This window comes from Sanyastnella coralliicola, assembly GCF_030845195.1.
Lineage (GTDB): Bacteria > Bacteroidota > Bacteroidia > Flavobacteriales_D > Sanyastnellaceae > Sanyastnella > Sanyastnella coralliicola.
Genome location: NZ_CP132543.1, coordinates 4,022,629 through 4,047,615 on the forward strand (window position 1 = coordinate 4,022,629; position 24,987 = coordinate 4,047,615).

The following is a 24,987-nucleotide window of genomic DNA, read 5'->3' on the forward strand; positions in this document are numbered from 1 at the left end:
AGATGTCTAAAATGCGTTTGCTTCTCACCCTACTATGCTCTCTCTTCATAGGTTCGGCGGTTGCTCAGGATGTTATCCCTACCAAGGGAAAAGAGTTCTGGGTAGGCTTCATGCAGAACTACGAAGTTGAAGAGTGGCAAGAAGAATTGAATATCTTCATTACCTCTGATCAAAGTACAGTTGGTACGATCCAGATTCCAGGACAAGGTTTCTCTCAAGCCTTTAGCGTTACTGCGAATCAGACGACCACCGTTACCCTTGATAACCCCATTGCAGAGCACTTCACCAATCAGGTGATTGAAAATAAAGGTATCTACATTGAAACAGTGGATACCGTTTCTGTTTTTGCGATCAACTTCAACGGATACACGGCTGACGGAACGAAGATTCTTCCAACGCCCTCTTTGGGAACAGAATACCGAATCAGTTCTTACCAAGGATTGTCGAGCTGGGGTTCTGAGTTCTTGATCGTAGCCACAGAAGACGATACAGAGATTGAAATTATCCCGAGTGCATCAACCCTAGGTGGTGACCCTGCAGGAGTGCCTTTCATTGTTGAAATGGACGCTGGTGAAAGTTACCAGGTAAAGGTGGGTAACAGCTCCGAAGATTTTATGGGAACCGTCATACGGGGAACCGAGGCCAACGGAGATTGTAGGCCTTTTGCCGTTTTCTCCGGTTCAGGTTGTACTAACATTTATACAGGTTGTGGTGCCTGTGACCACATTTATGAGCAGAATTTCCCGGTAGATACTTGGGGAACAGACTTCTATGTGGTTCCATTCAGTTTTGCTACATCGTACACTTACCGTGTACTCGCGAACGAAGACAATACAAGCATTTCTGTGAACGGAGGAGCACCGTTTACCTTGAACGCAGGTGAATTCACAGAATACAATGACATTCCAGATGTACAATGTGTAAGCGCTGACAAAGGGATTAGCGTAACGCAATACATGGAAGGGATTACTTGTGGTGGAGCAGGTGACCCTGCGATGTGCATCATGAACGACGAATCCCAGAAGATTGATAATATCACCTTTGCAACCGTGAATTCCACGGTGATCAATCAGCACGGTCTGAACATCATCATGAATACTGCGGATGTGGGAACCTTGACACTTGATGGTGTCACGGTCCCTTCAGGAGATTTTACACCTTTCCCTGATTGTCCGAGCCACTCTTATGCTCAGATCACCATTGCAGAAGGTAGCCACACACTTGACGCACCGAACGGTTTCACAGCCTATGTATACGGTACAGGTGATGCAGAGAGCTACGCATACTCTGTAGGTTCATTTACACCAGCTCCTCCACTGATTGTGGATGACGTATTGTGTTCAAGTGATACGATCAACATTGCTGTTGAAACAGGACTTTTGGACGTATACTGGTATGCAGAAACAAACCCTGAGGATACGATTGCTGAAGGACCTCAGTTGACATTGATTCCACCAATCGTGAGTGACATCTACGTAGCCGTAGGTAACCAATTCCAAAGTGGATGTGTGGAAGAAGAGTTCTTCTCAGTAGAAGTTCCTGACCCACCAACCTTGGAGATGTTCCAAGCAGATGAAGAAGTTTGTGAATTCCAAAGCACGCAGCTTGGAGTTACCGTAACACCAAACTCTGGGGCGTACAACTATACGTGGACCCCGGCCATAGGTCTGGATGATCCAAACAGCCCAAATCCGGTCGCCACGCCGTTAGAAACCACGACTTATTCCGTCTTGGTGAGTACCGCCACCGGCTGTGGTTCGAACATTGACTCTTTGACCATTGAAGTCATCGATGGTAACATTGCCAACTTTGAGGCCACATCAACCGACCTAGATTTCTGTACCGGAGAACAAGCCGAGTTTACCATAGACATTCAAGAAAGTGTCTTTGAAGATAATTTCGACCCAGGCATATCCTGGGGACTTTGGGATGACATTCAAAATGGAACCGAAGATGTGGGTTGTGGTAGTGCCACAGGTAACGCACTTTGGTTTAACGGAACGGGACAACGCTCTGCAGAGTCTATCGATATCGATGTGGCGAATGGAGGTTCTGTGCAATTCAGTTTGCGCATCGGATCTACGTCATTCCCATGTGATAACGTGGATGTCGGTGAAGACATCGTACTTGAGTACTCTACCGGTGGTGGAGGCGGTCCATGGACTGTCATGCAGACCTTCTTTGAATCAGGTTATGCCACATTCACGGACGTATCAGTAGAGATTCCAATTGGCGCTCAAACAGCGAGCACTCGTTTCCGCTGGCGTCAGCTTGCCAATAGCGGAGGTAATGAAGACAACTGGTCGATTGACAACATTTACATCGGGGCAACGAATACGGATGATTACGTATTTGAGTGGGCACCGGCATACGAGTTGAGTGCTACGGATATCGCAAATCCTATTGCGACACCGTTGGTAGATACAACGTACTACGTTACCATGACGGATCAGGTGACTGGGTGTGTCTACAGCGATTCATTGACTGTAGATATCGGTCAAGGTTTCGTTCTTGAAATGACACCGGATACTGCACTTTGTGATGTTCAAGGGATTCCGATTAGTGCGACACCAGACATTGAAGGTGACTATGAGTGGGATTGGGTTGGAGACGACTTGAATAACCCATGGATTGAAACACCAACAGCATCTCCAACTTCAACAACGACCTACAACGTGACCGTAACATCTGTTCAAGGTTGTGAAGCGACTGGAGAAGTAACCGTAACTGTGAACCAGTTGCTCGATCTTACAGTAGCCACTACTGATGACGAATTCTGTGCGGGTGAGAGTGTAGACTTGAGTGCCGACGTAGGAGGAGTCTCCGGACTAGAATATGCGTGGAGTCCGGCTGAAGGTCTTGATGACGCGACGGCTCAAAACCCAGTGGCTAGTCCGACTGTCGACGTGATTTACGAGGTCATTGTAACTGATCCTCAATCAGGTTGTGTCTTGAGTGATGAAATTGCGTTGGAAGTATTTGATGCCTTCACGATTGACGCAGGGGAAGACCAAGAGTTATGTACTGTGGCAGGCTTCCAACTTGACGCTACCGATGATACGGATGATCTCTTGTCATGGCAGTGGACAAACGGAAATGTCCTAGATAACGCCAATGTCCCTAACCCTACCATTTCTACAGACGGTACTTACACTTTCTCAGTCACGGCTGAAAGCCCAGCGGGATGTGCAAGTACTGATGAAGTAACCATCACGCTCCTCTTCGAATCCTTTGATTTAGGGCCGAACTTAGATATTTGTGCCGGTGATGTCGCTACACTAGATACAGGCTACGGTGCGGAATTCGACCATGATTGGAGTACTGATGAAACAACACCAACGGTTGACGTGAATGCTACGGGAACTTACTCAGTAACGGTGACCAGTCCAGAAGGGTGTGAAGAAATAGACAATATCGATGTCATTGTACATGACCTTCCTGTAGTAGATCTAGGAGTTGATCCGGGTCTGTGTGAAGGAGAAACGTGGGATCTGGACGCTGGAAACGCAGGTGCTGATTTCGATTGGAGTACCGATCAATCAACCCAGGTGATCACAGTGAATGAAACAGATACTTATTCGGTGACTGTGACAGACGAATTCAACTGTGCGACTGAAGTATCGATTGACCTTGTGTTCCACTTGAATCCAGTTCTTGAGCTTCCAGATGAACACACCATGTGTGAAGATGAGATGCTCGTATTGGATGCAGCGAACCCTGGTTCTACTTATGATTGGAGTACGGATGAGGTAACTCAAACGATCTCCGTGAACCAAGAAGGATTATACACCGTGGTTGTAACGAATGAATTCAACTGTACTTCTCAAGATCAGACCTTCTTGTTTGTGGAGACCTATCCAGTTGTTGACCTCGGTGAAGACAGCCAGCATTGTGTAGGAGAAGTCGTGACCATTGACGCCGGGAACCCTGGATTGAACTACACATGGTCTACAGATGAAACAACGCAATCGATTGATGTAGATAATACTGGAACTTACGTGGTGACGGTAGATAACGGATACTGTTTCACAACGGATGACGTTGATCTACTCTTCAACCCACTTCCGGTGAATAATCTATTCGAAGATTCATTGTTCTGTTTCAGCTTGCCACCATACCAGGTGCATTTGGATGCAGGTAACAATGGTTCAACTTACGTATGGAGCAACGGTAGCGATAATCAAAGCATCAACGTTGGATCTGAAGGGTTGTACACAGTTCAAGTAACCACTGAGTTCGGTTGTAGCTTGACCTTCGATACCTTCATCCACGAAGTGTGCTATGGTGACAATCTTTACCTGCCTAACGCCTTTACTCCGAACAACGACGGTGTCAACGATATCTTCCAAGCAGTGGGAGATGCTGTGACAGAGTTCGAGCTAGAAGTATGGAACCGCTGGGGTGAGAAGATCTGGGAGACAGATGATATCACACAGTACTGGGTTGGTAATGTCAACGGAGGTGAGTACTACGCGGAAACAGACGTATACGTATACGTCGTGCGCTACAAGTACATCACAAACGTTGAAGGCGAAGAATCAGAATGGGTAGAGAAGACGGGACACGTCTCTCTTATCCGTTAATCTCGAGGAAGCGCTTTACATTGTCAAGTGTGCCAAAGACGATCAGTGTGTCTGTTGTATAGACCACTGTTTCGGCACGTGGCACACCTAGAATGTGTTCTTCACGTACTACTTCGCCATTCTTTTCTTCTTCGTAGCAACGCTTGATGGTAATCAAGGTTAGATTGTACTTGTTGACAAGATCAATGTCTTCAAGCGATCGATTAGCAATTCCTCGTGGTGCTTTGATTTCGGCAACCTCGTAGTTGTCTGGAAGCTGGAGGAAGGCCGTAATGTTCGGGTTAATCAATTGCTCAGCAACTAAACTCGCGAACTCTTCTTCCGGTGCTAGAATCTCTTCGATTCCAAGGCTCTTCAAGATGCGTTTCTGATTTTCCCCGCTGGCACGTACGATGACACGAGGTACCTTGAAATCAAGCAGGTTCATAACGGTCAAGATCGTCGCTTCGAAGTTCTCTCCAATGGCTACTACTGCAGCGTCCATTTCATTGATCTTCTGAGAAAGCATGGCTTTTTGATCGGTTGTATCGAGCTGAACTGCGAGGGCTACATTTTCTTTGATATTCTCAATGCGGTCGAGGTTGTTGTCAAAAGCAAAAACCTCTGCTCCTTTAGCTGATAACTTATTGGCGATTTGGGTTCCATAGCGCCCCACACCAATCACGGCGAATCGATTTCTTGACATAGTTTCTTACTGAATGGCCTCGTTCAACAACTGACCGAAGCGGTAAATGTCTTCATATGAGTTGTACAAAGGTACGGGAGCCATTCGGATAACGTTGGGTTCTCGCCAATCTACAATCACTCCTGCTTCAGTGAGCTTGTCAAATAGCGCCTTTCCTTGTCCGTGAGCCAGTATAGAAAGTTGACAGCCCCGCTCATCGTGAGAGCTTGGCGTAATGATCTCAAATTCGGCCTTGTCATTCTTATTTGAAATTTCATTGATCACAAATTCAAGGAAGTCTGTCAGCTGACGACTTTTTGCGCGGAGGTTGGCAAATCCAGCTGCCTTAAAGAGGTCAAGTGAAGCACGGTGTGCCGCCATATTGAAGACAGGTGCGTTACTCAATTGCCATCCTTCAGCTCCTGGAATAGGCTTGAAACCTGCCTCCATCTGGAATCGAGATGACTTGTCGTATCCCCACCATCCAGCGAAACGAGGGAGTTCTGGTGAGTTTGCATGACGCTCGTGTACGAAGATGCCAGAGACAGATCCCGGACCACTATTCAAGTACTTATAAGTACACCAACAAGCGAAATCTACTCCCCAATCATGCAGCTGAAGGTCGATGTTGCCTGCGCCGTGAGCCAAGTCGAAACCAACGGTAGCTCCAACGGCATGTCCGGCTTCTGTGATTTCGCGCATGCGGAATACTTGGCCAGAATAGTAATTCACCCCACCGATCATGATCAACGCAATTTCGTCGCCATGATCATTGATGGCTTGAAGAATGTCTTCATGCTGAATCAGGTGCTCACCATCACGCGGAGCAATTTCAATCAGGTGTTCTGAAGGATCTAATCCGTGAAAGCGCAACTGAGATTCGATCGCGTATTGATCGCTCGGGAAAGCCTTGGCTTCGCATAAAATCTTCGTTCGTTTCCCTTGTGGACGAAAAAAGGAAACCATCATCAAGTGCAGGTTCACGGTCAAACCATTCATCAACACGACCTCTTCTGGCTTAGCGCCAACAATCATCGCCTCGTCTTCGGCGAAGATCTCGTGGTAAGCGTACCATGGGTTTTTAGCGTGAAAATGTCCTTCCACACCCCAGTTTGCCCAGTCTTCGAGCTCTTGGTTAATGATGTCTTTCGCCTTCTTTGGTTGAAGGCCTAGTGAGTTGCCAGTGAAGTAAACTACTTCTTTCCCGTTAATGACAGGAAAATGGAACTCATTCCTGAATCCAGACAGCTCGTCCTGCTGGTCAAGTGCTTTTGCGAAGTCAAGTGTATTATCAAATTGCATGAGGGGCGATTGAAAGTCCTACTTTTGCACCCCAAAGAAGGCCGAATTATATCAATATTCAAAAGGCATACGCAATCATATGATCAGTCGAGATAAATCAGCATCCCTTTTTGAGACCGCAAATCAGTACTTCCCTGGTGGAGTTAACAGTCCGGTACGTGCATTTCGTTCAGTTGGTGGAACACCTTTGTTCATTGAAAAAGGTGACGGTCCTTATATCTGGGATGCCGATGGGAATAAGTTCATCGATTTCTGTTGTTCGTGGGGTCCGCTGATCCTGGGGCACAACAATCCTAAGGTTCGCAAGAACATCATTGGAGCAGTCGAAAATGGAACTTCCTTTGGTGCGCCAACTGTTTGGGAGAATAAATTGGCTGAGACGATTATTTCAAATCACCGCTACCTAGAGAAGATTCGCTTCGTGAGCTCTGGAACAGAGGCGGCGATGAGTGCCATTCGCTTGGCTCGTGGGGTGACTGGAAGAAGCAAGATCATCAAGTTCGAAGGATGCTACCACGGACACGTGGATGCACTTTTGGTAAAAGCAGGCAGTGGCTTGGCTACACTTGGAACCAGCACAAGCGCTGGTGTGCCTGAGGCTTATGCTCGTGAAACCATCGTATTGCCGTTGAATGATAGAGCGGCGGTTGAACAAGCCATCGAAGACTACAAAGACGATATTGCTTGTGTCGCGATCGAGCCGATTCCTGCGAATAACGGCTTGTTGATTCAAGACATTGAATTCTTGCGTTTCCTTCGTGAGATCACCAAGCGTGAAGGCATCATCCTATTGTTTGATGAGGTCATCTCTGGTTTCCGCGTTGGTTTTGAAGGAGCTGCCGGTCTGTATGATATTCAGCCCGACGTTTTGGCTTTCGGTAAAATTATAGGCGGTGGAATGCCTGTGGGTGCCTACGCTTCTAGCGCTGAAATTATGGCTCACGTAGCTCCTGAGGGTGACGTTTACCAAGCGGGTACCTTGTCTGGAAACCCAGTAGCAATGGCTGCAGGTACGGCGCAGTTAGAGGCATGTTTGGAAGAAGGATTCTACGAAGAACTTGAGCGCAAGACGAAGTTGTTGATCGATACCATCTTGACACACACAAAGGCCAAAGGTTACCAGTTTAACATGTTCCATCGTGGGTCCGTGTTCTGGTTGGCATTTAGCGATAAAATCGCCATTCGTAAGTCGTCAGAGATTGATCCTGACAGCATGAAATACTTCACAGTGCTTCACAAAGAGTTGCTTGATCGTGGTGTTTACATTGGACCTAGTGGCTATGAAGTAGGTTTCGTTTCTGCGGCGCATTCAGATGAAGATATTCTCGCTAGCGCGGAAGCGTTTAAAGCCGCTTTAGATGTGGCATTCTCAGCTGAGTAAGTAAAAGGCCACAGCTTGGATGATGATGGTTCCGTCCACCCATCCAGTGAAGTACATTTCATCGCGTTCAGGATTTGAAGCAGCGATAAGAACTGCTGAAAGAATCAGCGAGAACCACAGGGCTATCAACTGATATGAGGTGTAAACCCCATCGCTGAAGTTGAGTGTGATTACGGTTCCTGCGACCACAATCCAGAAAAGTCCGTAGAGTTTCGCACCGTTGATCCCGAACAACTGGGCAGGCGTCTTCATGTTCGGACGATCCAGGTTCATGTCTCTGATTTCAAAGGGAACGGTGATGGCGATGATGAAGGCAAAGCGCTCGATAATCAGAAACAAACGATCTACTTGCCAGAGTTCATTATCCTGTTCGATGATAGGTAAGATCACCGTGGCCATGGCCCAAACCAGGCCAATAAGGTAGATCTTAATGAATGGAAGATCACGCAGTGCCTTCTTCGATTTTGAGTCACTGAATAGTCGCACTACATAAGCAAGCGACAGCGTTCCGCCGATGGCGAGCCAAAGAAAAGTAAGCGGAGACAAGGTCCATACTAAGCCTAGCAAGATCAAAGCGCACAGTGCCGTAATGACGCGAAGCGTAACACGGTTTCGGAATAGCCAGTTATTTCTTCCTGCCGTGATGTACTCTGGCCGATCGTTCAGTTTGACCAGACGTTGAAAGTTGTAAGTGAAGAGGGTAGAGATGCCTACGAACCAAGGTAGATAGGAATCTGAAAGGCCGATAATCGCGGTCGTCTGCCATGTGGCAAGACCAGCCCCTAATGCGATCCAAACATTACTGTAGACCGTGTTTCTCCAGTGTTTTTTAATCCAGAGAAACCGCATGTTTATCGGGTTAAGAAGTAGGCGGTCACTCCTAAAACACTCCCGAGGAAGCTTCCTTTGAGTCCGGCAAGCAGCTTCTTTGGTCGGGCTACTCGCTCATACCCCATGGCGTAGAGGTCATTGTACTTGTAATCTGGATTGCTAATGCTGTTGCCTTGAATCTTAATCACTGGAATGAGTTGAAGGATGGTGTATCCAACAGGAGGAAGGATGGTCAGAATCAAGCCCCCGCCTGCAAAGAATGCCGTAGCACCCCCGGTCAACACGCCAACGATAAAGGTTGGTCCGGTCTTGAATCCATCGCGAGCATCTTGCTCTCCGGCAATGTAGATACGCATTTCATCTACGGTAAGATCGTCGCCAATCAATTCATCAGGTGAATAGAGTATCCATTCACCGTCGTCAAAACTGATGGAGAATATTTCTGATTTGTGGATGGACTGCGTTCTCTTCTTTCCGTTTCGTTTTTCGGTTTCGATGACTACATCAATGCCATCCACAGAGAGGATGGTTCCCTCTACCACGTGACCAGACATACGAAGCACCCTTCCTTTCGCTGGCATGCTTGGTACTTGAAAGAACGACAGGTTGAAGACATCAAGTGAGTCTTCTACATTCGGGAGCTGGTCTGCTTCTGGAAGGAAGAATACTGCCGCCCAATCTGTTTCGTTCGTTGTATTGGCTGCGTCTAGTGATACTTTAACCGACGATTCCGCGCTAGCGAGATCACCAGAAATCAGAATAGACCCATCCTTGCAATCACGAAGGACTTCTACGCCTGGTTGATCAATCAAAAGATGGTGCACAAACCAGTCTTCAATGCCTTTTCGAATGCTGTCAGGAACTTCAGCTCCTTGAAATTCGGAGACACAAACGCTGTCTGCGACTTGAAGTCGAAGTGTCTGAACAAGGTCATCGGTCGTGTTAGATAAGGTTCGATCCCACGGATGCTGGGCATGAAGCGTACTAACGAGTGTAAGCCCCACCAGCAAGAACAAAGTGCGCAATAGCATGGTTTGCATTTTGATCAAAGTTAGTCGTGGAAATCAAGCCACCTATCAAAGCGAAGGGATTGTTCCCACAAGGCTGCTGTTGATTGTTGGAAAGAAGTTGACGAATAGCAATCTGATACAGTGAGGAATCACATATCCGAAGCTGTATATTTGCACTCGCTAAGAACCTAGATTTGCGCCCATGAAAACAGGCACCTTTGCATCGCGGCACATTGGACCGCGTGAATCAGAGATCGAGCATATGCTCGAGGTAACAGGACATGCTTCTGTTGATGAATTGGTTTCTAAGACAGTGCCGGAGAGAATCCGCCTGCAAAATGAACTTGACCTTCCAGCTCCGATGACGGAGCACGCTTATCTCAAGCACTTAAAAGGTCTGGCTTCTAAGAACAAGATTTACAATACCTACATCGGAATGGGATACTACCCAACGGTAGTTCCTTCAGTGATTCAGCGTAACGTATTGGAGAATCCAGGATGGTACACGGCGTACACGCCTTACCAAGCTGAGATCGCTCAAGGGCGTTTGGAAGCACTGCTGAATTTCCAGACGATGGTAAGTGATTTGACGGGTCTCCCGATTGCAAATGCGTCACTTCTCGATGAAGGAACCGCTGCTGCTGAGGCGATGTTGATGTTGCTTCACGCTCGTCCAAGACCGAAAGTAAAAGCAGGAGCTCTTCGCTTCTTGGTGGATGAACACATGTTCCCACAGACTTTGGATGTCTTGAAGATGCGTGCGAAGCATTTGAACATTCAGCTTGAAGTGAAGCCATGGCGTGAATTCGATCTTAATGAAGACGTTTTCGGATGCATGCTTCAATACCCGAACGGAATTGGAGGCGTAGAAGACTACACTGCATTCACTGAGGCTGCGCAAGAGAACGGTGTGCCAGTGGCGGTGGCTACAGACCTTGCTGCATTGGCACTGCTTACACCTCCTGGAGAATGGGGTGCAGAAGTGGTGTTCGGTAACTCACAGCGCTTCGGTGTGCCAATGGGTTACGGTGGACCACACGCAGCGTTCTTCGCAACAACTGAAAATTACAAGCGTCAGATCCCAGGGCGAATCATTGGTGTTTCTACTGGTCGTCTTGGTGAGCAAGGACTGCGTATGGCGCTACAAACACGCGAACAGCACATTCGTCGTGATAAGGCTACAAGTAATATCTGTACTGCACAGGCCCTCCTGGCTGTAATGGCATCGATGTACGCTGTTTACCATGGACAAGATGGTATCAAGCGTATTTCTCAGGAGATTCACCAGAAGGCTCGTTTGGTTGAAGCAAGCATGAAAGCGAAGGGAATGGAGCAAGTAAATGCTCACTACTTCGATACACTATGTTTCAAAGTGCCAAGTGCAGATGCGATTAAATCAAAAGCAGAAGCGGCTGGTGTGAACCTTCGCTACATCAATGAAAACCACATTGGCATTTCATTGTGTGAGGTTGATGATCAAGAAAGCATTGATCTTTTGCTTTCGATTTTTGACGCTAGCGCGGAAGGGGATATGAGTGCTCAGCCAACGGCAGTTGAATTGATGGATCGCTCCAGCGAATACCTTTCGCATCCGGTGTTCAATAGCTACCATTCTGAAACAGACATGATGCGCTACTTGAAGCGCCTCGAGAATAAAGACCTTTCATTGACGCATGCGATGATTCCATTGGGGTCGTGCACAATGAAATTGAATGCTGCGAGTGAACTGTTGCCATTGACTTGGCCAGAGTTTGCTCAGCTTCACCCATTTGCACCAGTTGATCAAGCAGTGGGTTACCACGAAATGATCGAAGAGCTGCGTGTCAACCTGAATGAGATCACTGGATTCGCAGATACAAGTCTGCAACCAAATTCAGGAGCTTCAGGAGAATACACAGGACTATTGGTGATTCGCGCTTACCACGAGTCACGCGGTGAAGCACACCGTGATATCTGTTTGATTCCATCAAGCGCCCACGGCACGAACCCAGCTTCAGCAGTAATGGCTGGAATGAAGGTTGTCGTAACCAAGTGTGATGAAAACGGAAACGTTGACATCGAAGACTTGCGTGCACGTGCTGAAGAGTATTCTGATCGCCTAGGTGCATTGATGATTACATACCCATCAACGCACGGTGTTTACGAAGAAGACGTGTTGGAGATTAACGCGTTGATCCATGAGCACGGCGGTCAAGTATATATGGATGGTGCCAACATGAACGCTCAAGTAGGCTTGACGAACCCTGGAAACATCGGGGCTGATGTATGTCACTTGAACTTGCACAAGACCTTCGCGATTCCTCACGGAGGTGGCGGCCCGGGTATGGGACCTATCTGTGTGGCTTCGCACCTTGCACCATTCCTTCCAGGAAACCCAGTGATTGAAACAGGAGGTGAGCACGCGATTAGCGCAGTAGCTTCAGCTCCTTACGGAAGTGCATTGATCTTGTTGATCTCTTACGGTTACATCAAGATGCTCGGTTCAGAAGGACTACGTCAAAGTACAGAAATGGCGATCCTGAATGCGAACTACATCAAGGCAAAAATCCGTGGAGCGTACGATGTATTGTACCAAGGAAAGAACAACACTGTAGCGCACGAGATGATCATTGATTGTCGTGACTTCAAGAAGGTAGGCATCGAAGTAGCTGATATCGCCAAGCGATTGATCGATTACGGATTCCACGCACCGACGGTATCATTCCCTGTAGCAGGTACGTTGATGATCGAGCCAACGGAGAGCGAAGGAGTAGAAGAGCTAGATCGTTTCTGTGAAGCGATGTTGGCGATTCGCGAAGAGATCGCAGAGATCGAGCGAGGAGAGGCAGACCAAGAAGACAATGTATTGAAGATGGCTCCTCACACGGCTACTGAGTTGATCAGCAGCGTTTGGGCCCATTCTTACTCTCGTGAAAAAGCGGCGTATCCAGTAGCGTCATTGAAAGATGCCAAGTTCTGGGTAAGCGTAAGCCGAGTAGATAATGCAAGCGGAGATCGCAACTTGATCTGTACTTGTCCACCACTTGAAGACTACATGGAAACGGTATAAATACTGTTTTGTGAAAGCAATAAAAGCCCGGGTGTATATGACGTTTACGCCCGGGTTTCTTTTTGTTTCGCTAGCGCGGAAAGGGCTTGTGGCACGGGGATTCTATGAATCCTGTAGGTGGTTGAAAACGGCCTCCACGCTTCATTTACAGAAGTGACCGTTTATCAGGTTCGCAAGCCTGCTGAAAATCTCTTAATAACTCAAGGTTAAAGATTTCTATATTTGCTGCGCTTGATTAGTTTACGAATCCTATTTAAATCTAAATGATTATGAAGAAAGTTTACGCGATGTTGTTCGTGTCACTTTTTGCTATCGGTGCGAGTGCACAGCACGTAATGTCACCTTACGCTAAGGGCAAGGACAAAGAAATGAAGCGTGCGAATAACAGCCAGACGCAAGTAAATACTGATCGTGAAGTGTTCTACACGAACGATTTCTCTGATTGCTCTGACTTTGTTATCGACAACGCTTATGACAATGGTTACACACAATTCGTTTCAGACCTGAACTTCGAATGTGGTGATGTACTACCAGAAGGACCTGCTGCAATTGATCCTGTAGCTTCTACAACTGCTGACAACGGTTTTATGATGATCGACTCTGATGAGTACGGTGGTGAAGAAGGTTTTGACGGAATTGAAAACAGCTGGTTCCAAACAGTAGACCCAATTAACTGTGCGGATCACCCATTCGTATCTCTTAGCTTTGAGACGTTCTACCGCATGTGGGACAACGGATCATCTGATGGTAACGAGTACTGTCTAGTAGAGGTTTCTCGTGACGGTGTTACTTGGCCAGACGTTGAAACGTTTGAAGTATCAGAAGGTATGGTTGACTTCGGTGACGGAGACGGTATGGTACAAGCTCGTTGGGAGCTTTGGCCAGAGATGCAGACTCAAGACCCAGTAGACAACCCAACTCTTTTCGTGTTTGACATTACATCTGCTGCAGGTGGTCAAGACGAAGTATGGATCCGTTTCCGTTGGAAAGGAACTTGGGGTTACGCTTGGATGGTTGACGACATGGAGCTTTTCGATACTCCTGAAAACGATATCCGTTTCGATAGCTACGCTACTTACACTGATTACAACGGTACGTTCATGTACGAAGTTGATACATGGCACCCAACTCAGGCAACTGAAGTACAGATGGCTGCGAAAGTTCGTAACATCGGTTCTTTGGACCAGACGAACGTTACATTGAACGCCTCTATCAACGGAAACGACGCTGGAACTTCTGATGCGATCGATCTTCCTTACCTAGCTTCAGATACACTGCGTATCACTGGGTACACTGTGCCAACTGACCCAGGTCAGTACGATATCGAGTTCACGGTTTCTGCGGACGCGGAAGATGAGAACCCTGGTGACAACGTGACTACGCAGTCATTCCAGGTTGCCCCAGTTTCTTATGACGAGAACAACTCTCTTGGTGGACAGTACGGACGTGATGACCGTAACTTCTCTGGTCTATTCCCAGCAGCAACTTACAACGATGAGTTCCAGGCGGCGACGCCAATGCAGTTCTTCGGTGACGGTACTATCTACTCTATCCAGGTAGCTGTTACTGCTGGTGACGAAGGTGCACCAATGATCTGCCACGTTCTTGACTTCGAAAACCTAGAGATTCAAGCTTCTACTGCAGAGTTGGAGTTGAACCCAGCGTTGTTGAACGACGGTACAGAGTCTGGTGACGATATCATCTGGTACAACTTCATCCTTGAAGATCCATGGCCAGTAGCTGAAGGTGAAGGATGGGTTGCATCTTTCGAAAGCTACGGTGGTTCTGGTATCCGTATTGGTGAGTCTAAGTTCGCTCCAGACCAAACTTGTTTTGTATTCGGTGACTTCGGTACTGCTGGATTCGACTGGTACTTCACAAACGAAACTCCAATGATCCGTTTCAACATGGACGAAGGAGCAGCAGTTGAGAACATGGAGCAGTTTGATACATTCGCTATCTCACAGAACGCGCCAAACCCAGCTTCTGATTTCACTCGCATCACTTACAACTTGGAAGTTGCTGCTGAGGTTGCAATCGAAGTACGTGACATCACAGGTAAGTTGATGATGACTCGTGATCTTGGAACTGTAGGAGCAGGATCTTACGCTTACGACCTAAGCGTTGCTGATTACGCTGCAGGTATGTACAGCTACACATTCACTGTGAATGGTAAGACTGTTACTCGCAAGATGATCGTGAAGTAAGCATTACTTCATCTCAATATTGAAAGAGAGGTTTCCTTCGGGAAGCCTCTTTTTTATTTGTATTACTTCTGGTAAACGAATGGCTTTACAAGAGGTTAAGGCCAGATCAAGCTATTTGGAATTGTATAATCCGGAGAATTTAGTCTGCAGATTCTCACGAATCATTCGCTGTATTGTTTGGTTCGAGAGAGGTTTTGCGTAATTTCCCCGATTCAAAAGTGTAAGACATGAAGAAAATCTACTTGCTATTAACAACAATGATGCTCGTTTCAGTTTTGAACGCACAGCGCATTCAAGATGTAAACGAGTTCAACTCACTCACTCCAGTAACGCAACAGGAGGCTGAAAATGCACGTCGTGCAGGAACACAGCTGAAAGCAGAAGCTGGTGAGCGTGGAGGAACTATCTTCTTCTACGAAGATTTCGCTAACGGATTCGACGGAAACAACGGCCTAGGTGGCTGGACTGTTGAAGATACAGGCGGCAACAACATCTGGATGGTAGCTGACGATAACAGCCCTGCAGGTGAATTCTCAACGAACATCGGTCCTTTGGCTTCTACTACAGCTGACAACGGATGGGTGATCTTTGATTGTGACTTCTACAACACTCCGATCTCAGAAGGATTCGAGGATACTGAAGGATGGATCATTTCACCAGAAATGGATATGTCTGCGTTGAACTCTGTAGTTGTACAGTGGGAGCAGTACTTCCGTTACTGCTGTTTCCCATTTGCACCGGTTTTCCTAGAAGTATCTAACGACGGTGGTAACAGCTGGATCTCTTTCCCAGGACACGGTGACTTCATCGAGTCTGCGAACGTTGCTTCTGCAAACCCACTTCCTACTTCAGTAGATATTTCTTGTGCTGCTGCAGGACAAGAGTCTGTATTCATTCGTTTCGCTTACCTACAGAACCCAATCGTAGGAAACGGATACTCTCACTACTACTGGGGAATCGATGACGTAACAATCGTTGAAAACGAAACGGAATTCGATATCCAGATGACTCAGTTGGCTACAGGTGACATCTTCAACTACTTCGAGTACCGTGATATTCCTCTAGAGCAGGCAATCACTGAAGCTGATGGTGGTCTTGTTGCTGGTGTTCTTTACCGTAACGGTGGATTCGCTGATGCAACGAACACTACAATCACAGTTGAGATCCTTGACGATGCTGACAACGTATTGAGCACAACAGTTACTGATCCTTTCACAGTTCAGTCTGCTGCGAACTCTGAACTTTGTCCACAGAACACAAACGATACACTTTACATCTCTACAGGATGGGCTCCTGCTGCAACTGGTGATTACTCAGTTCGCGCAACGATCACTTCTGACGAGATGGATTCAAACGAAGACAACAACGTGATCACTCGCCCTGTGACTTACACAGACGATGAGTACTCTCACGATAACGAAGAGTCTTGGGACGTAGAGTTCGCACCACGTGAGAACGATAACGGTGACGCATTCGAACCAACAGGTTACGGTAACTTCTACCTAGCTCCTAACAGCGGAACTATGGCATACGGAGTTCTTGTAGCATTCGGTCCTTCTACGGCAGGATTCATGGAGTTTGAAGCTCGCCTATACGAAGTACAGCCAGACGAGGCGTTGAACGATGCGAACTTTGAAACATCATTCCACGTGATCGCTCCTGAGTACATCCCGAACACTATCGCTGACGCGGAACTACACTACTACCCATTCGAAGATCCAATCGAAATGTCAGTAGCTAACCCGAACGATACTGATGGTGACGTATTCTACTTCGCTGGTGTAATCAACGATTTCGAAACAGAAGATCAGTTCACAGTTGTTGGTAACGGTGATTCAGATACTGACAACTCAACTGGAGTTTACGAGCTTTCAGGTGGTGGTGACTTCATCTGGTTCACATCTCAAACAGCTTCTCCTGCAGTTCGCTTGATCACTTCACAGCGTGTTGCTGTTGATGAACTAGCAAACCAGAACGGTGTTGAGTTGATGCAGAACGTTCCTAACCCTGCAAACAACACTACATTGATCCAGTGGTACCAAGTAGCTGGTAAAGAAGTAACATTCGAAGTGATGGACGCACAAGGACGTGTGATCGAAGTTCGCGACCTAGGAACTCTTCCTGGTGGTGAGCACCGCATCAACTACGATGTTAACGAGCTAAGCTCAGGTATCTACTACTACACATTGACATTTGACGGTGTACGTCTAACGAAGAAAATGGTCGTTAGCGCTAAGTAATATTTGACAGAATTCTGTCAAGAAGCCCCAGGGGAAACCCTGGGGCTTTTTTTGTCTTGTAAGTTTTGTCGGACGCCATATTCCAGCCGTTCAGCTCCACTAAAACTTCAGGTATTCCGCCGAACTTACTCTGTTTCTGTCTATTACTAACATGTGGATGTAGGAAAGTTCTGACAGTATCTTCGGCACTTGACTGTAAGACATCGTAGTATTGAGTCGATAACTTCGCCACACAAACCATGTAAAAATTCTTTCCATGAAAACAGCTTGCTCACTGTTATTGCTCATGGTGATAGGATCGCTGTCTCTATCCGCACAGCAGACCATCGTTGGTCCTGCCCCCGGTAGAATAGTCAACGGTCAATCACCTGAAGACGGCGCAGTCAACTTGCGCGAAGAGACCATCTGGTCTGAAGATTTTGCTAACGGCATCCCCGCCACATGGATCAATACCGGTGACCCGGAGTTGGCAGTGTGGGAATACCGTGGACCGAACACCAACCCGAGTTCAGATGCGGGTACACGCGGTTCGTGTCTGCCTGATGACGTGACCTTCGGTGAACCGATCCAGTCACTGACCGCTGATAACGGCTTTATCATCTTTGACTCTAACTACTGGGATGATAACGTTGGACCTTGCGGTAGCTTCGGTGAAGGACCTGCACCAGGGCCTCACTTCGGTACACTTGAAACGCCTTCCATTGACCTCAGTGCCTACCCTTCAGTAGGTCTTCGATTCAACCAGTATTGCAAAAACTATCAAACAGAATCGAGAATCGACTTCAGCGTTGACGGAGGAGAATGGATGCCACTATGGATCAATGACGTTCCCCTGAATAGTGGAGAAAGTAGTGAAGACCGTTTCGATCGAATCAACGTAACCGAGCAACTCGGCGGACAATCGGATGTACGCCTGCGTTTCGTGTTCGATGGAAACTACTACTTCTGGATGCTCGATGATATCGAGTTATTCGAACTCCTTCAGAACAATATCTACGTTGAAAGCGCCACTTACGGTGACTTCAATATGGATGATCAAGGACACGAAACAGGATACGAGTACATGGAGTACAGCTTGTACCCTGCAGAAATGGCTCCTGATGTTCAATTCGGAACCAACGTGTACAACTACGGTGCAGAAGATCAAACGAACTGCGCGATGGAAGTATTCCTACGCAATGAGTTGACGATGGACACTGTATTCACTGACGTGACTGTCGCGACAGATCTAGATACTGACGAGTTCTGGAACTTCCGCGCTGATGCACATCAGTTGGGTCCTGATATGGCGCCATACACAGCGCACTTCAATTTGACTCAAAACGAAGAAGAAGATTCACCAGATGACAACCACGTTATTCGTGATTTTGAGGTGACAGACGTAGTTTACGCACGTGACCGACTGTCAACTGAAGGGATCTACATTCCGGATCAAGCATACGCTGGACAGACGTACGAGGTAGGAAACTTCTTCGTAATCACGTCGGATGATCAGGCCGTAGAATCAGTTTCAATCGGTGTAGGTGTGGGTTCTGACCCAAATGCAACGGTTTATGCACGCATCTACTCGGTATCGATTGACAACTCAATCTCAGCTACTGAAATCGCTTCTACAGATGAATTTGGAATCATTGCTGATTCATACAACAACGTAGGCGATAACAATGTCATGACCATCCCATTCCCAGAGCCAGTTGAACTCCACCAGGATTCAGCTTACTTGGTGATGGCTGGAACGACGGCAGGTCCGTCTGAAGTATTCTTCCCGATTAGTGGAGATTCTCCAGCATTGACATCTATGGTACGCTTCTTCCCGAACAGCTGGTTCTACCTTGTGCGTACGCCATTGGTACGTATGAATTTCGGACCTGTGAGCAACATCGAAGAAGCTACTGCTCAAGACATCGAATTGAATGTATACCCGAACCCTGCTAATGCGCAGCTTAATGTCAGTTACGAGTTAGAAGGTTCGTCAAATGTCCAACTCATCGTCTACGATGAACTCGGACAGATCGTTGAAGAGAAGGCCCTTGGGAATCTTCCTGCAGGGACGCAACGCCACCAAGTCAGCACTGACGCATGGGCTGATGGTTGGTACGTGATTACGATTCAAACAGATAAAACACGTGTGAACGAAATGGTGATCGTACGACACTAACCGTTCATGACCGCTTTGAAAGCCGCTTACTTCCGAGTAAGCGGCTTTTTTCTTCACCTTTGCGCCCTATGGGGATCAAATCTGCATTAAGTAAGCCCTTTGCTCGTCAGGTAGCGGCCAAAGTGGCGCGTGAGTCGCGACGTGCTGTCTACTGGCAAGAGAAGCAATTTGAAATGCTTATTACCCAAGGACGCAAAACGGCCTTCGGAAAGGATCATCGCTTTGATCAGATCAATACCCCAGAAGAATTCCGACAAGCTGTTCCTGTGCTCGATTATGAGGTGCTCAAAACATACGTTGATCGCGCAGTGAAAGGAGAAGACAGCGTACTTTGGCCTGGGAAGCCATTGTACTTCTGCAAAACCAGCGGCACTACCTCAGGAACGAAGTATATTCCGCTTACTAAGGCGTCTATGCCTAACCACATCGGTTCAGCCCGAAATGCATTGCTATCATACATCGCAGAGACGGGTAAGGCTGAATTTGTGAACGGTAAAATGATTTTCCTCCAGGGAAGTCCTGAACTACAGAAGTTAGAAAGCGGTATTCCGTTTGGTCGTCTTTCAGGCATTGTAGCCCACCACGTGCCTGGCTACCTCCAGCGCAACCGTTTGCCTTCGATGGAAACGAACATGATTGAAGAGTGGGAGACGAAGTTAGAATCAGTGATAGATGAGACCATTGATCAGAACATGACTTTGATTTCGGGAATTCCTTCGTGGCTTCAGATGTATTTCGAACGTCTCGTAGAACGTTCAGGTAAGGCGAACATCAAAGAGATCTTCCCGAACTTTTCACTCATGGTATGGGGAGGGGTGAACTTTGAACCGTACAGAGCGCGTTTCCTAGAGCTGATAGGAGAAGAGATTCCTTCCATTGAGACTTACCCTGCCAGTGAAGGATTTATCGCCTACCAGAACTCCCAAGAAGAGGAAGGACTCTTGTTAACCTTCGATTCAGGGATTTGGTATGAGTTTATTCCAGCAGATAAGTACTTCGATAACAATCCACCGCGACTTTCATTAGCGGAAGTTGAGATCGGGGTGAATTACGCCGTGATTCTGAATACCAATGCCGGCATGTGGAGTTACAGCATCGGAGATACCGTGCGTTTTGTATCGCTTGATCCGCCAAAGATTAAGGTGACCGGACGAATCAAGCATTTCACCTCTGCTTTTGGAGAACACGTAATTGCAGAAGAGGTAGAACGCGCCCTGACCTATGCAGTAGAGAAAATGCCAGCACAAGTACGTGAGTTCCACGTAGCGCCTGAAGTCAATCCATCAGAAGGTCTTCCGTTTCACGAATGGTTGATTGAGTTCGAAGAGGAGCCAGCTTCTCTTGAGCAGTTTGCAGCTCTTCTTGACGAAAACATGTGTGATCAGAATGTCTATTACAAAGATCTCATCACAGGAAGTGTACTTCGGACATGCAAAATTCGATCGGTGAAACGCGGCTCATTTGAAGGTATGATGCGTATGAGAGGCAAGCTAGGAGGACAGAATAAAGTTCCGCGATTAGCGAATGATAGAAGCATTGCTGACCTTGTTATCCAGTCCTCGGAACAGTAATTGCATACCATTCCGCGATAGCGAACGTTAAAACATCATGCAAGGAAGACTGCTCATCTTCATATTTATCTTGCTTAGCCATTCCGCGCTAGCGCAAATAGAAGCCTCGATCCAAAAACACAATTTTGGAGAGGTTGAACGTACCACAGACCGCGTGGTGGATATTCAATTCACTAACAACGGCAATGACGGTGCCTTCGTTTTGCGCACGAAAAGCGAGAATTATTACTCCACCCTTTGGTCACATCGACAGGTAGCGGCAGATAGTACTATTACGCTGCGCGTGAAGTTTAACCCAAGAAATAAGGGAGCGTACAATGATGAGCTTGAGATCTATTTCTCGTCGATGCAAGAGCCAATAAAGATCAAGTTGCGGGCAGAAGTAAACTACGTTGATCGAGGGGATAATCCCGCTTGTCCGAGTTTCAGAGAACGTCCTGATGATTGTTGTGAGGATGATGCGTTCATGGTCAAAGTAATTGATCAAAAAACGCGAAAACCCATTAAGAATGCCCGCGTCAGATTGATTGAGCAAGGGGTGTTGCAACGTGATGTGCGCACTGATCGTGAAGGCGTGTATACTGAGCCGGTGCCTATTGGCTATTACTTTATGGTCGCTAGCGCGGAAGGGTACCTCAGCACGGATTCAACGAGTTATATCAACCGACGGAATAACTACTTCGAGCTCGAGCTTGAAAAGGAAGAGAAAGAGGAAGAGTTAGAATTAGAGGAAGAATTAGAAGAAGAGTGGACTGTTGAAAGTGAGGAGACGATTGTGATTCGAATTGGTCCAGTAGATATGGAGCCGGTAGTGGTGGAGTCAGCGGAGGAGGAACCTATTCTCGTCACAAGCGCTGACCTTCCTGAAGATCAATACCGTCCGAACAGCATTGTCTTCTTGGTTGACGTTTCGCAGTCAATGAATCAAAGTGGAAAGCTAGATCTGTTAAAGGCATCTATGCTGGAAATGATCGGTATTCTTCGTCCGATTGATCAGGTAGCCTTAATCAGCTATGCCTCAAAAACCGAAGTGGTCTTTGATATGACTTCCGCAGATCGGAAAGGGGAGATGGAATCAGCCATCAAAGCCCTCGAAGCTGGTGGAATGACTTCGGGAGCGAAGGGCTTCAGAGACGCCTATGAACTCGCAAACGAATACTTCATCGAAGGGGGAAACAACGAAGTCATCGTAACCACCGATGGCGCCTTTACTAAACGCGACAGTCCGCAGATTCTGAAGATGGCTGACAAGAACCGCAAGAAGGATGTGAAGACAACCGTGGTGGGGATTCGATCAAAATCTTATGCCATCGAAACCCTAGAGAAGGTGGCGGAAGAAGGCCATGGGTCCTTCATTTTGATTGAAGACTATGATGTGGCCCTGGAGTCTTTGGTCGACGAGATCAAAAAGCAATCACTACGTCGACAGTAAGCTTATCTTTGCGGCGTGAAAAAGCCGTATCTCATCGGAATCGTAGGTGGCAGCGCCAGTGGGAAAACATCCTTCCTGAATGCCTTGCTTGACAGCTTTGGTCAAGAAGAGCTTAGCCTCGTATCACAGGATAATTACTATCGTCCGGCCGAAGAACAACCCAAAGACGAAAATGGGTGGATGAATTTCGATCTTCCGGAATCGATCTATGGAGATGAATTCGTTCGAGACCTCGAAGTATTGAAATCAGGTCAAGCCATTGAACGCCTCGAATACACCTTCAATAATCCAGCAATTACCCCTGCCATGATTCGCGTGGAGCCCACTCCAGTAGTGATCAGCGAAGGCCTGTTTGTGCTTCATTATGCCGGAGTACGAGAGATGCTTGATTTCAAGGTGTATATCGATGCTGATGCTGACATTCGTCTGCAACGACGCATTGATCGAGATGCAAAAGAGCGAGGTTACCCTGAAGATGAAGTGCGTTATCAATGGGCAAATCACGTAAGACCGGCCGATCAGAAGTACTTGGAGCCATACAAGGATCAATGCGACCTTGTGGTGAATAATAATGAGAGCTTTGAACAAGGACTAGCAGCACTGGTTAGTCACATCAAGAGCAAATTGACATGAAAAAGATCTATCACCTTTCTACTTGTAATACTAATCAGCGTATTATCAAGGAACTTGGTCTAAAAGACCGAAATGACATCGAAATGCAGGACATCAAGTTCGACAAGATGACTCTTGAACAAGTAGATCACATGAAGTCGTTGGCAGGCTCATACGAAGCTTTGTTTTCACGTCGTTCAATGAAGTTCCGTTCCATGGGATTAGCAGATAAGACCTTGACTGAAGACGATTACCGTCAACTCATTATTGATGAGTACACTTTCCTGAAGCGACCAGTGATCGTAATTGACGACAAGATTTTTATCGGTAGTGCTAAGGCTCAGGTTCAAGGCGCCGCCGAAGCAATTGGCTAATGTCAAAAAAGCTTGTAGCACACATACTGCTATTCTTCGTAGCCGTTATCTACGGTGCGAATTACTTGGTGGCTAAAGGTTTGATGCCTGACTTAATTGGTCCATCTGGCTTTATCTTCATCCGTGTTTCTGCAGCGACAGTTTTATTTTGGATTGTCTATCTCCTCAGTTACGAGAAGATCGATAAGAAAGACCTTGTCCGACTAGCCTTGTGTGGACTCACTGGCGTGGCGACCAATCAGTTGTTCTTTTTCAATGGGTTGAATGCGACCTCTCCGGTCAATGCGTCCATCATTATGACGAGTAACCCAATTCTGGTTCTGGTGGTGTCAGCGATCATACTGAAGACCCGAATCACTTCGAGAAAACTAGCTGGAATCTTCCTAGGAGCAGCTGGAGCAATTGTGTTGCTCTTACTTCAAGGGAGCGCTAAAATCAGTTGGCAGGGAGATGTAATGATCCTGATCAATGCGCTGTCATATGGTATCTACCTTGTGTTGGTCAAGCCGTTGATGGTTAAGTATAAACCCGTCACTGTCATTACATGGGTGTTTACCATGGGACTCATCTTGGTGGCTCCTATTGGTTTCAATCAATTCATGGCAATTGACTGGAGTAGCTTTACCTCTTCACATTGGTTGGGTGTATTCTATGTGGTGATTTGTACTACGTTCTTGGTCTACTTGATGAATATCTACGCCTTGAAGACGGTTCAGCCAACGGTAGTGAGTGTGTACATCTACCTCCAACCATTGTTAGCAGGAATCTTCGCCTACATCTTCGCCAGCTTTGGTGGGGAAGACTATACAGGCGACATCAATTGGCAACGAATCTTGTGTGCGCTCGCAATCTTCGTCGGAGTTTATTTGGTCAGTGTGCCTGCCCGCAGGCAGCGGTAGTTCCAAGTTCAAGCATTCCTTCTTACCTTACGGGAAAATCTCTAGTCATGCCCATTAGACGTCCGTTCAACCTCCTTCAGTGGATCGAAGAAAACAGAGAACTACTCAAGCCTCCGGTTGGAAATAAAAACATGTATGTAGAAAGCGGCGATTACATTGTAATGATCGTTGCCGGACCAAACGCGCGCAAGGATTACCACTACAACGAAACGGAAGAGCTCTTCTATCAAATTGAGGGGGAGATCAACGTACGCATCCAAGAAGATGGCAAGGCGGTAGATATTCCGTTGAAAGCAGGCGATATGTACCTACACCCAGCAAAGGTGCCGCATTCACCAATGCGTTCAGAGGGCTCTATCGGACTAGTGATTGAGCGTAAGCGTGCTTCTTACGAAGGGAAAGATGGACTCCTATGGTTCTGCGATAATTGTAATCACAAACTGCACGAAACCTACTTCCCTCTATCGAATATTGAGAAAGATTTCTTGCCTCGTTTCAATGAGTTTTATGCCTCAAAAGAGCTGAGAACATGCAACAATTGCGGGCATGTGATGGAGGTGGACGAACGCTTCGTTACGGAAGACTGAAAATATTGAACTCCTTTTATTAAGCCGACAACTTTGTCGGCTTTTTTGTGCAACGTTTTTTCGAAAGCTCAGGTCTTACAGGGGAAC

General features: G+C 47.0%; 16 protein-coding genes. 12 read left to right on the forward strand and 4 right to left on the reverse strand.

Annotated elements, in window-relative coordinates; genetic code table 11:
• The first annotated feature begins 11 nt into the window (after positions 1-11).
• Positions 12-4,583: a T9SS type B sorting domain-containing protein gene (locus RA156_RS16375; protein WP_306641683.1), complete on the forward strand. Its 4,572-nt coding sequence runs from the start codon at positions 12-14 to the stop codon at positions 4,581-4,583.
• On the opposite strand, the gene RA156_RS16380 is transcribed toward RA156_RS16375, so the two are convergent.
• Together RA156_RS16380 and kynU are read right to left on the reverse strand one after the other, a co-directional pair.
• Complete coding sequence (locus tag RA156_RS16380; RefSeq protein ID WP_306641684.1) at positions 4,573-5,268, reverse strand: potassium channel family protein; 696 nt, start codon at positions 5,266-5,268, stop codon at positions 4,573-4,575. The genes RA156_RS16375 and RA156_RS16380 overlap by 11 nt on opposite strands.
• Positions 5,269-5,274: 6 nt before the next feature.
• Positions 5,275-6,549: a kynureninase gene (gene kynU / locus RA156_RS16385; protein WP_306641685.1), complete on the reverse strand. Its 1,275-nt coding sequence runs from the start codon at positions 6,547-6,549 to the stop codon at positions 5,275-5,277.
• A 79-nt stretch (positions 6,550-6,628) separates the two neighbouring features.
• On the opposite strand from kynU, the gene hemL reads away from it, so the two are divergent.
• Entirely contained in the window at positions 6,629-7,930 is a 1,302-nt protein-coding gene (hemL, locus tag RA156_RS16390) for a glutamate-1-semialdehyde 2,1-aminomutase (protein ID WP_306641687.1), read from the forward strand.
• Here the strand turns inward: hemL and RA156_RS16395 are convergent.
• Both RA156_RS16395 and RA156_RS16400 read right to left on the reverse strand, forming a co-directional pair.
• Positions 7,919-8,779, reverse strand: a complete 861-nt coding sequence (locus RA156_RS16395; protein ID WP_306641688.1) for a UbiA prenyltransferase family protein — start codon at positions 8,777-8,779, stop codon at positions 7,919-7,921. The genes hemL and RA156_RS16395 overlap by 12 nt on opposite strands.
• Positions 8,780-8,781: 2 nt before the next feature.
• Positions 8,782-9,801 (reverse strand): hypothetical protein, encoded by a 1,020-nt coding sequence (locus tag RA156_RS16400; RefSeq protein WP_306641689.1) that lies wholly within the window; start codon positions 9,799-9,801, stop codon positions 8,782-8,784.
• Between the two features lie 172 nt (positions 9,802-9,973).
• On the opposite strand from RA156_RS16400, the gene gcvP reads away from it, so the two are divergent.
• The 10 genes from gcvP to RA156_RS16450 all read left to right on the forward strand — a co-directional run bounded on the left by gcvP (position 9,974) and on the right by RA156_RS16450 (position 24,900).
• Complete coding sequence (gcvP, locus tag RA156_RS16405; RefSeq protein WP_306641690.1) at positions 9,974-12,820, forward strand: aminomethyl-transferring glycine dehydrogenase; 2,847 nt, start codon at positions 9,974-9,976, stop codon at positions 12,818-12,820.
• 269 nt (positions 12,821-13,089) lie between these two features.
• Positions 13,090-15,027, forward strand: a complete 1,938-nt coding sequence (locus RA156_RS16410; RefSeq protein WP_306641691.1) for a T9SS type A sorting domain-containing protein — start codon at positions 13,090-13,092, stop codon at positions 15,025-15,027.
• A gap of 227 nt (positions 15,028-15,254) precedes the next feature.
• On the forward strand, positions 15,255-17,267 hold the full coding sequence (locus RA156_RS16415; RefSeq protein WP_306641692.1) for a T9SS type A sorting domain-containing protein: 2,013 nt from the start codon (positions 15,255-15,257) through the stop codon (positions 17,265-17,267).
• A 256-nt stretch (positions 17,268-17,523) separates the two neighbouring features.
• On the forward strand, positions 17,524-19,425 hold the full coding sequence (locus RA156_RS16420; protein ID WP_306641693.1) for a T9SS type A sorting domain-containing protein: 1,902 nt from the start codon (positions 17,524-17,526) through the stop codon (positions 19,423-19,425).
• 68 nt (positions 19,426-19,493) lie between these two features.
• Positions 19,494-20,996, forward strand: coding sequence for a GH3 auxin-responsive promoter family protein (locus tag RA156_RS16425; protein WP_306641694.1), 1,503 nt, complete (start codon positions 19,494-19,496; stop codon positions 20,994-20,996).
• Positions 20,997-21,033: 37 nt separating this feature from the next.
• Positions 21,034-22,428 carry a VWA domain-containing protein gene (locus tag RA156_RS16430; RefSeq protein ID WP_306641696.1) on the forward strand — a complete coding sequence of 465 codons (1,395 nt, stop codon included), beginning with the start codon at positions 21,034-21,036 and terminating at the stop codon, positions 22,426-22,428.
• Positions 22,429-22,443: 15 nt separating this feature from the next.
• Positions 22,444-23,061 (forward strand): uridine kinase family protein, encoded by a 618-nt coding sequence (locus RA156_RS16435; RefSeq protein WP_306641697.1) that lies wholly within the window; start codon positions 22,444-22,446, stop codon positions 23,059-23,061.
• Entirely contained in the window at positions 23,058-23,414 is a 357-nt protein-coding gene (locus RA156_RS16440; RefSeq protein WP_306641698.1) for an arsenate reductase family protein, read from the forward strand. The genes RA156_RS16435 and RA156_RS16440 overlap by 4 nt, the downstream gene beginning before the upstream one ends.
• Positions 23,414-24,313: a DMT family transporter gene (locus tag RA156_RS16445; protein ID WP_306641700.1), complete on the forward strand. Its 900-nt coding sequence runs from the start codon at positions 23,414-23,416 to the stop codon at positions 24,311-24,313. Before RA156_RS16440 ends, RA156_RS16445 begins: the two co-directional genes overlap by 1 nt.
• A 47-nt stretch (positions 24,314-24,360) precedes the next feature.
• A complete protein-coding gene (locus RA156_RS16450; RefSeq protein WP_306641701.1) occupies positions 24,361-24,900 on the forward strand; it encodes a 3-hydroxyanthranilate 3,4-dioxygenase in 540 nt (179 codons plus the stop codon).
• Positions 24,901-24,987: the final 87 nt, after the last annotated feature.

Excerpts from the sequence above, each read along its gene's own strand:
- RA156_RS16420 (WP_306641693.1), top strand. The coding sequence starts at position 17,524 with ATGAAAACAGCTTGCTCACTGTTATTGCTCATGGTGATAGGATCGCTG.
- RA156_RS16445 (WP_306641700.1), top strand. The coding sequence starts at position 23,414 with ATGTCAAAAAAGCTTGTAGCACACATACTGCTATTCTTCGTAGCCGTT.
- hemL (WP_306641687.1), top strand. The coding sequence starts at position 6,629 with ATGATCAGTCGAGATAAATCAGCATCCCTTTTTGAGACCGCAAATCAG.
- RA156_RS16380 (WP_306641684.1), bottom strand. The coding sequence starts at position 5,268 with ATGTCAAGAAATCGATTCGCCGTGATTGGTGTGGGGCGCTATGGAACC.
- RA156_RS16375 (WP_306641683.1), top strand. The coding sequence starts at position 12 with ATGCGTTTGCTTCTCACCCTACTATGCTCTCTCTTCATAGGTTCGGCG.
- RA156_RS16440 (WP_306641698.1), top strand. The coding sequence starts at position 23,058 with ATGAAAAAGATCTATCACCTTTCTACTTGTAATACTAATCAGCGTATT.
- kynU (WP_306641685.1), bottom strand. The coding sequence starts at position 6,549 with ATGCAATTTGATAATACACTTGACTTCGCAAAAGCACTTGACCAGCAG.
- RA156_RS16425 (WP_306641694.1), top strand. The coding sequence starts at position 19,494 with ATGGGGATCAAATCTGCATTAAGTAAGCCCTTTGCTCGTCAGGTAGCG.
- gcvP (WP_306641690.1), top strand. The coding sequence starts at position 9,974 with ATGAAAACAGGCACCTTTGCATCGCGGCACATTGGACCGCGTGAATCA.
- RA156_RS16410 (WP_306641691.1), top strand. The coding sequence starts at position 13,090 with ATGAAGAAAGTTTACGCGATGTTGTTCGTGTCACTTTTTGCTATCGGT.
- RA156_RS16395 (WP_306641688.1), bottom strand. The coding sequence starts at position 8,779 with ATGCGGTTTCTCTGGATTAAAAAACACTGGAGAAACACGGTCTACAGT.
- RA156_RS16400 (WP_306641689.1), bottom strand. The coding sequence starts at position 9,801 with ATGCAAACCATGCTATTGCGCACTTTGTTCTTGCTGGTGGGGCTTACA.
- RA156_RS16415 (WP_306641692.1), top strand. The coding sequence starts at position 15,255 with ATGAAGAAAATCTACTTGCTATTAACAACAATGATGCTCGTTTCAGTT.
- RA156_RS16450 (WP_306641701.1), top strand. The coding sequence starts at position 24,361 with ATGCCCATTAGACGTCCGTTCAACCTCCTTCAGTGGATCGAAGAAAAC.
- RA156_RS16430 (WP_306641696.1), top strand. The coding sequence starts at position 21,034 with ATGCAAGGAAGACTGCTCATCTTCATATTTATCTTGCTTAGCCATTCC.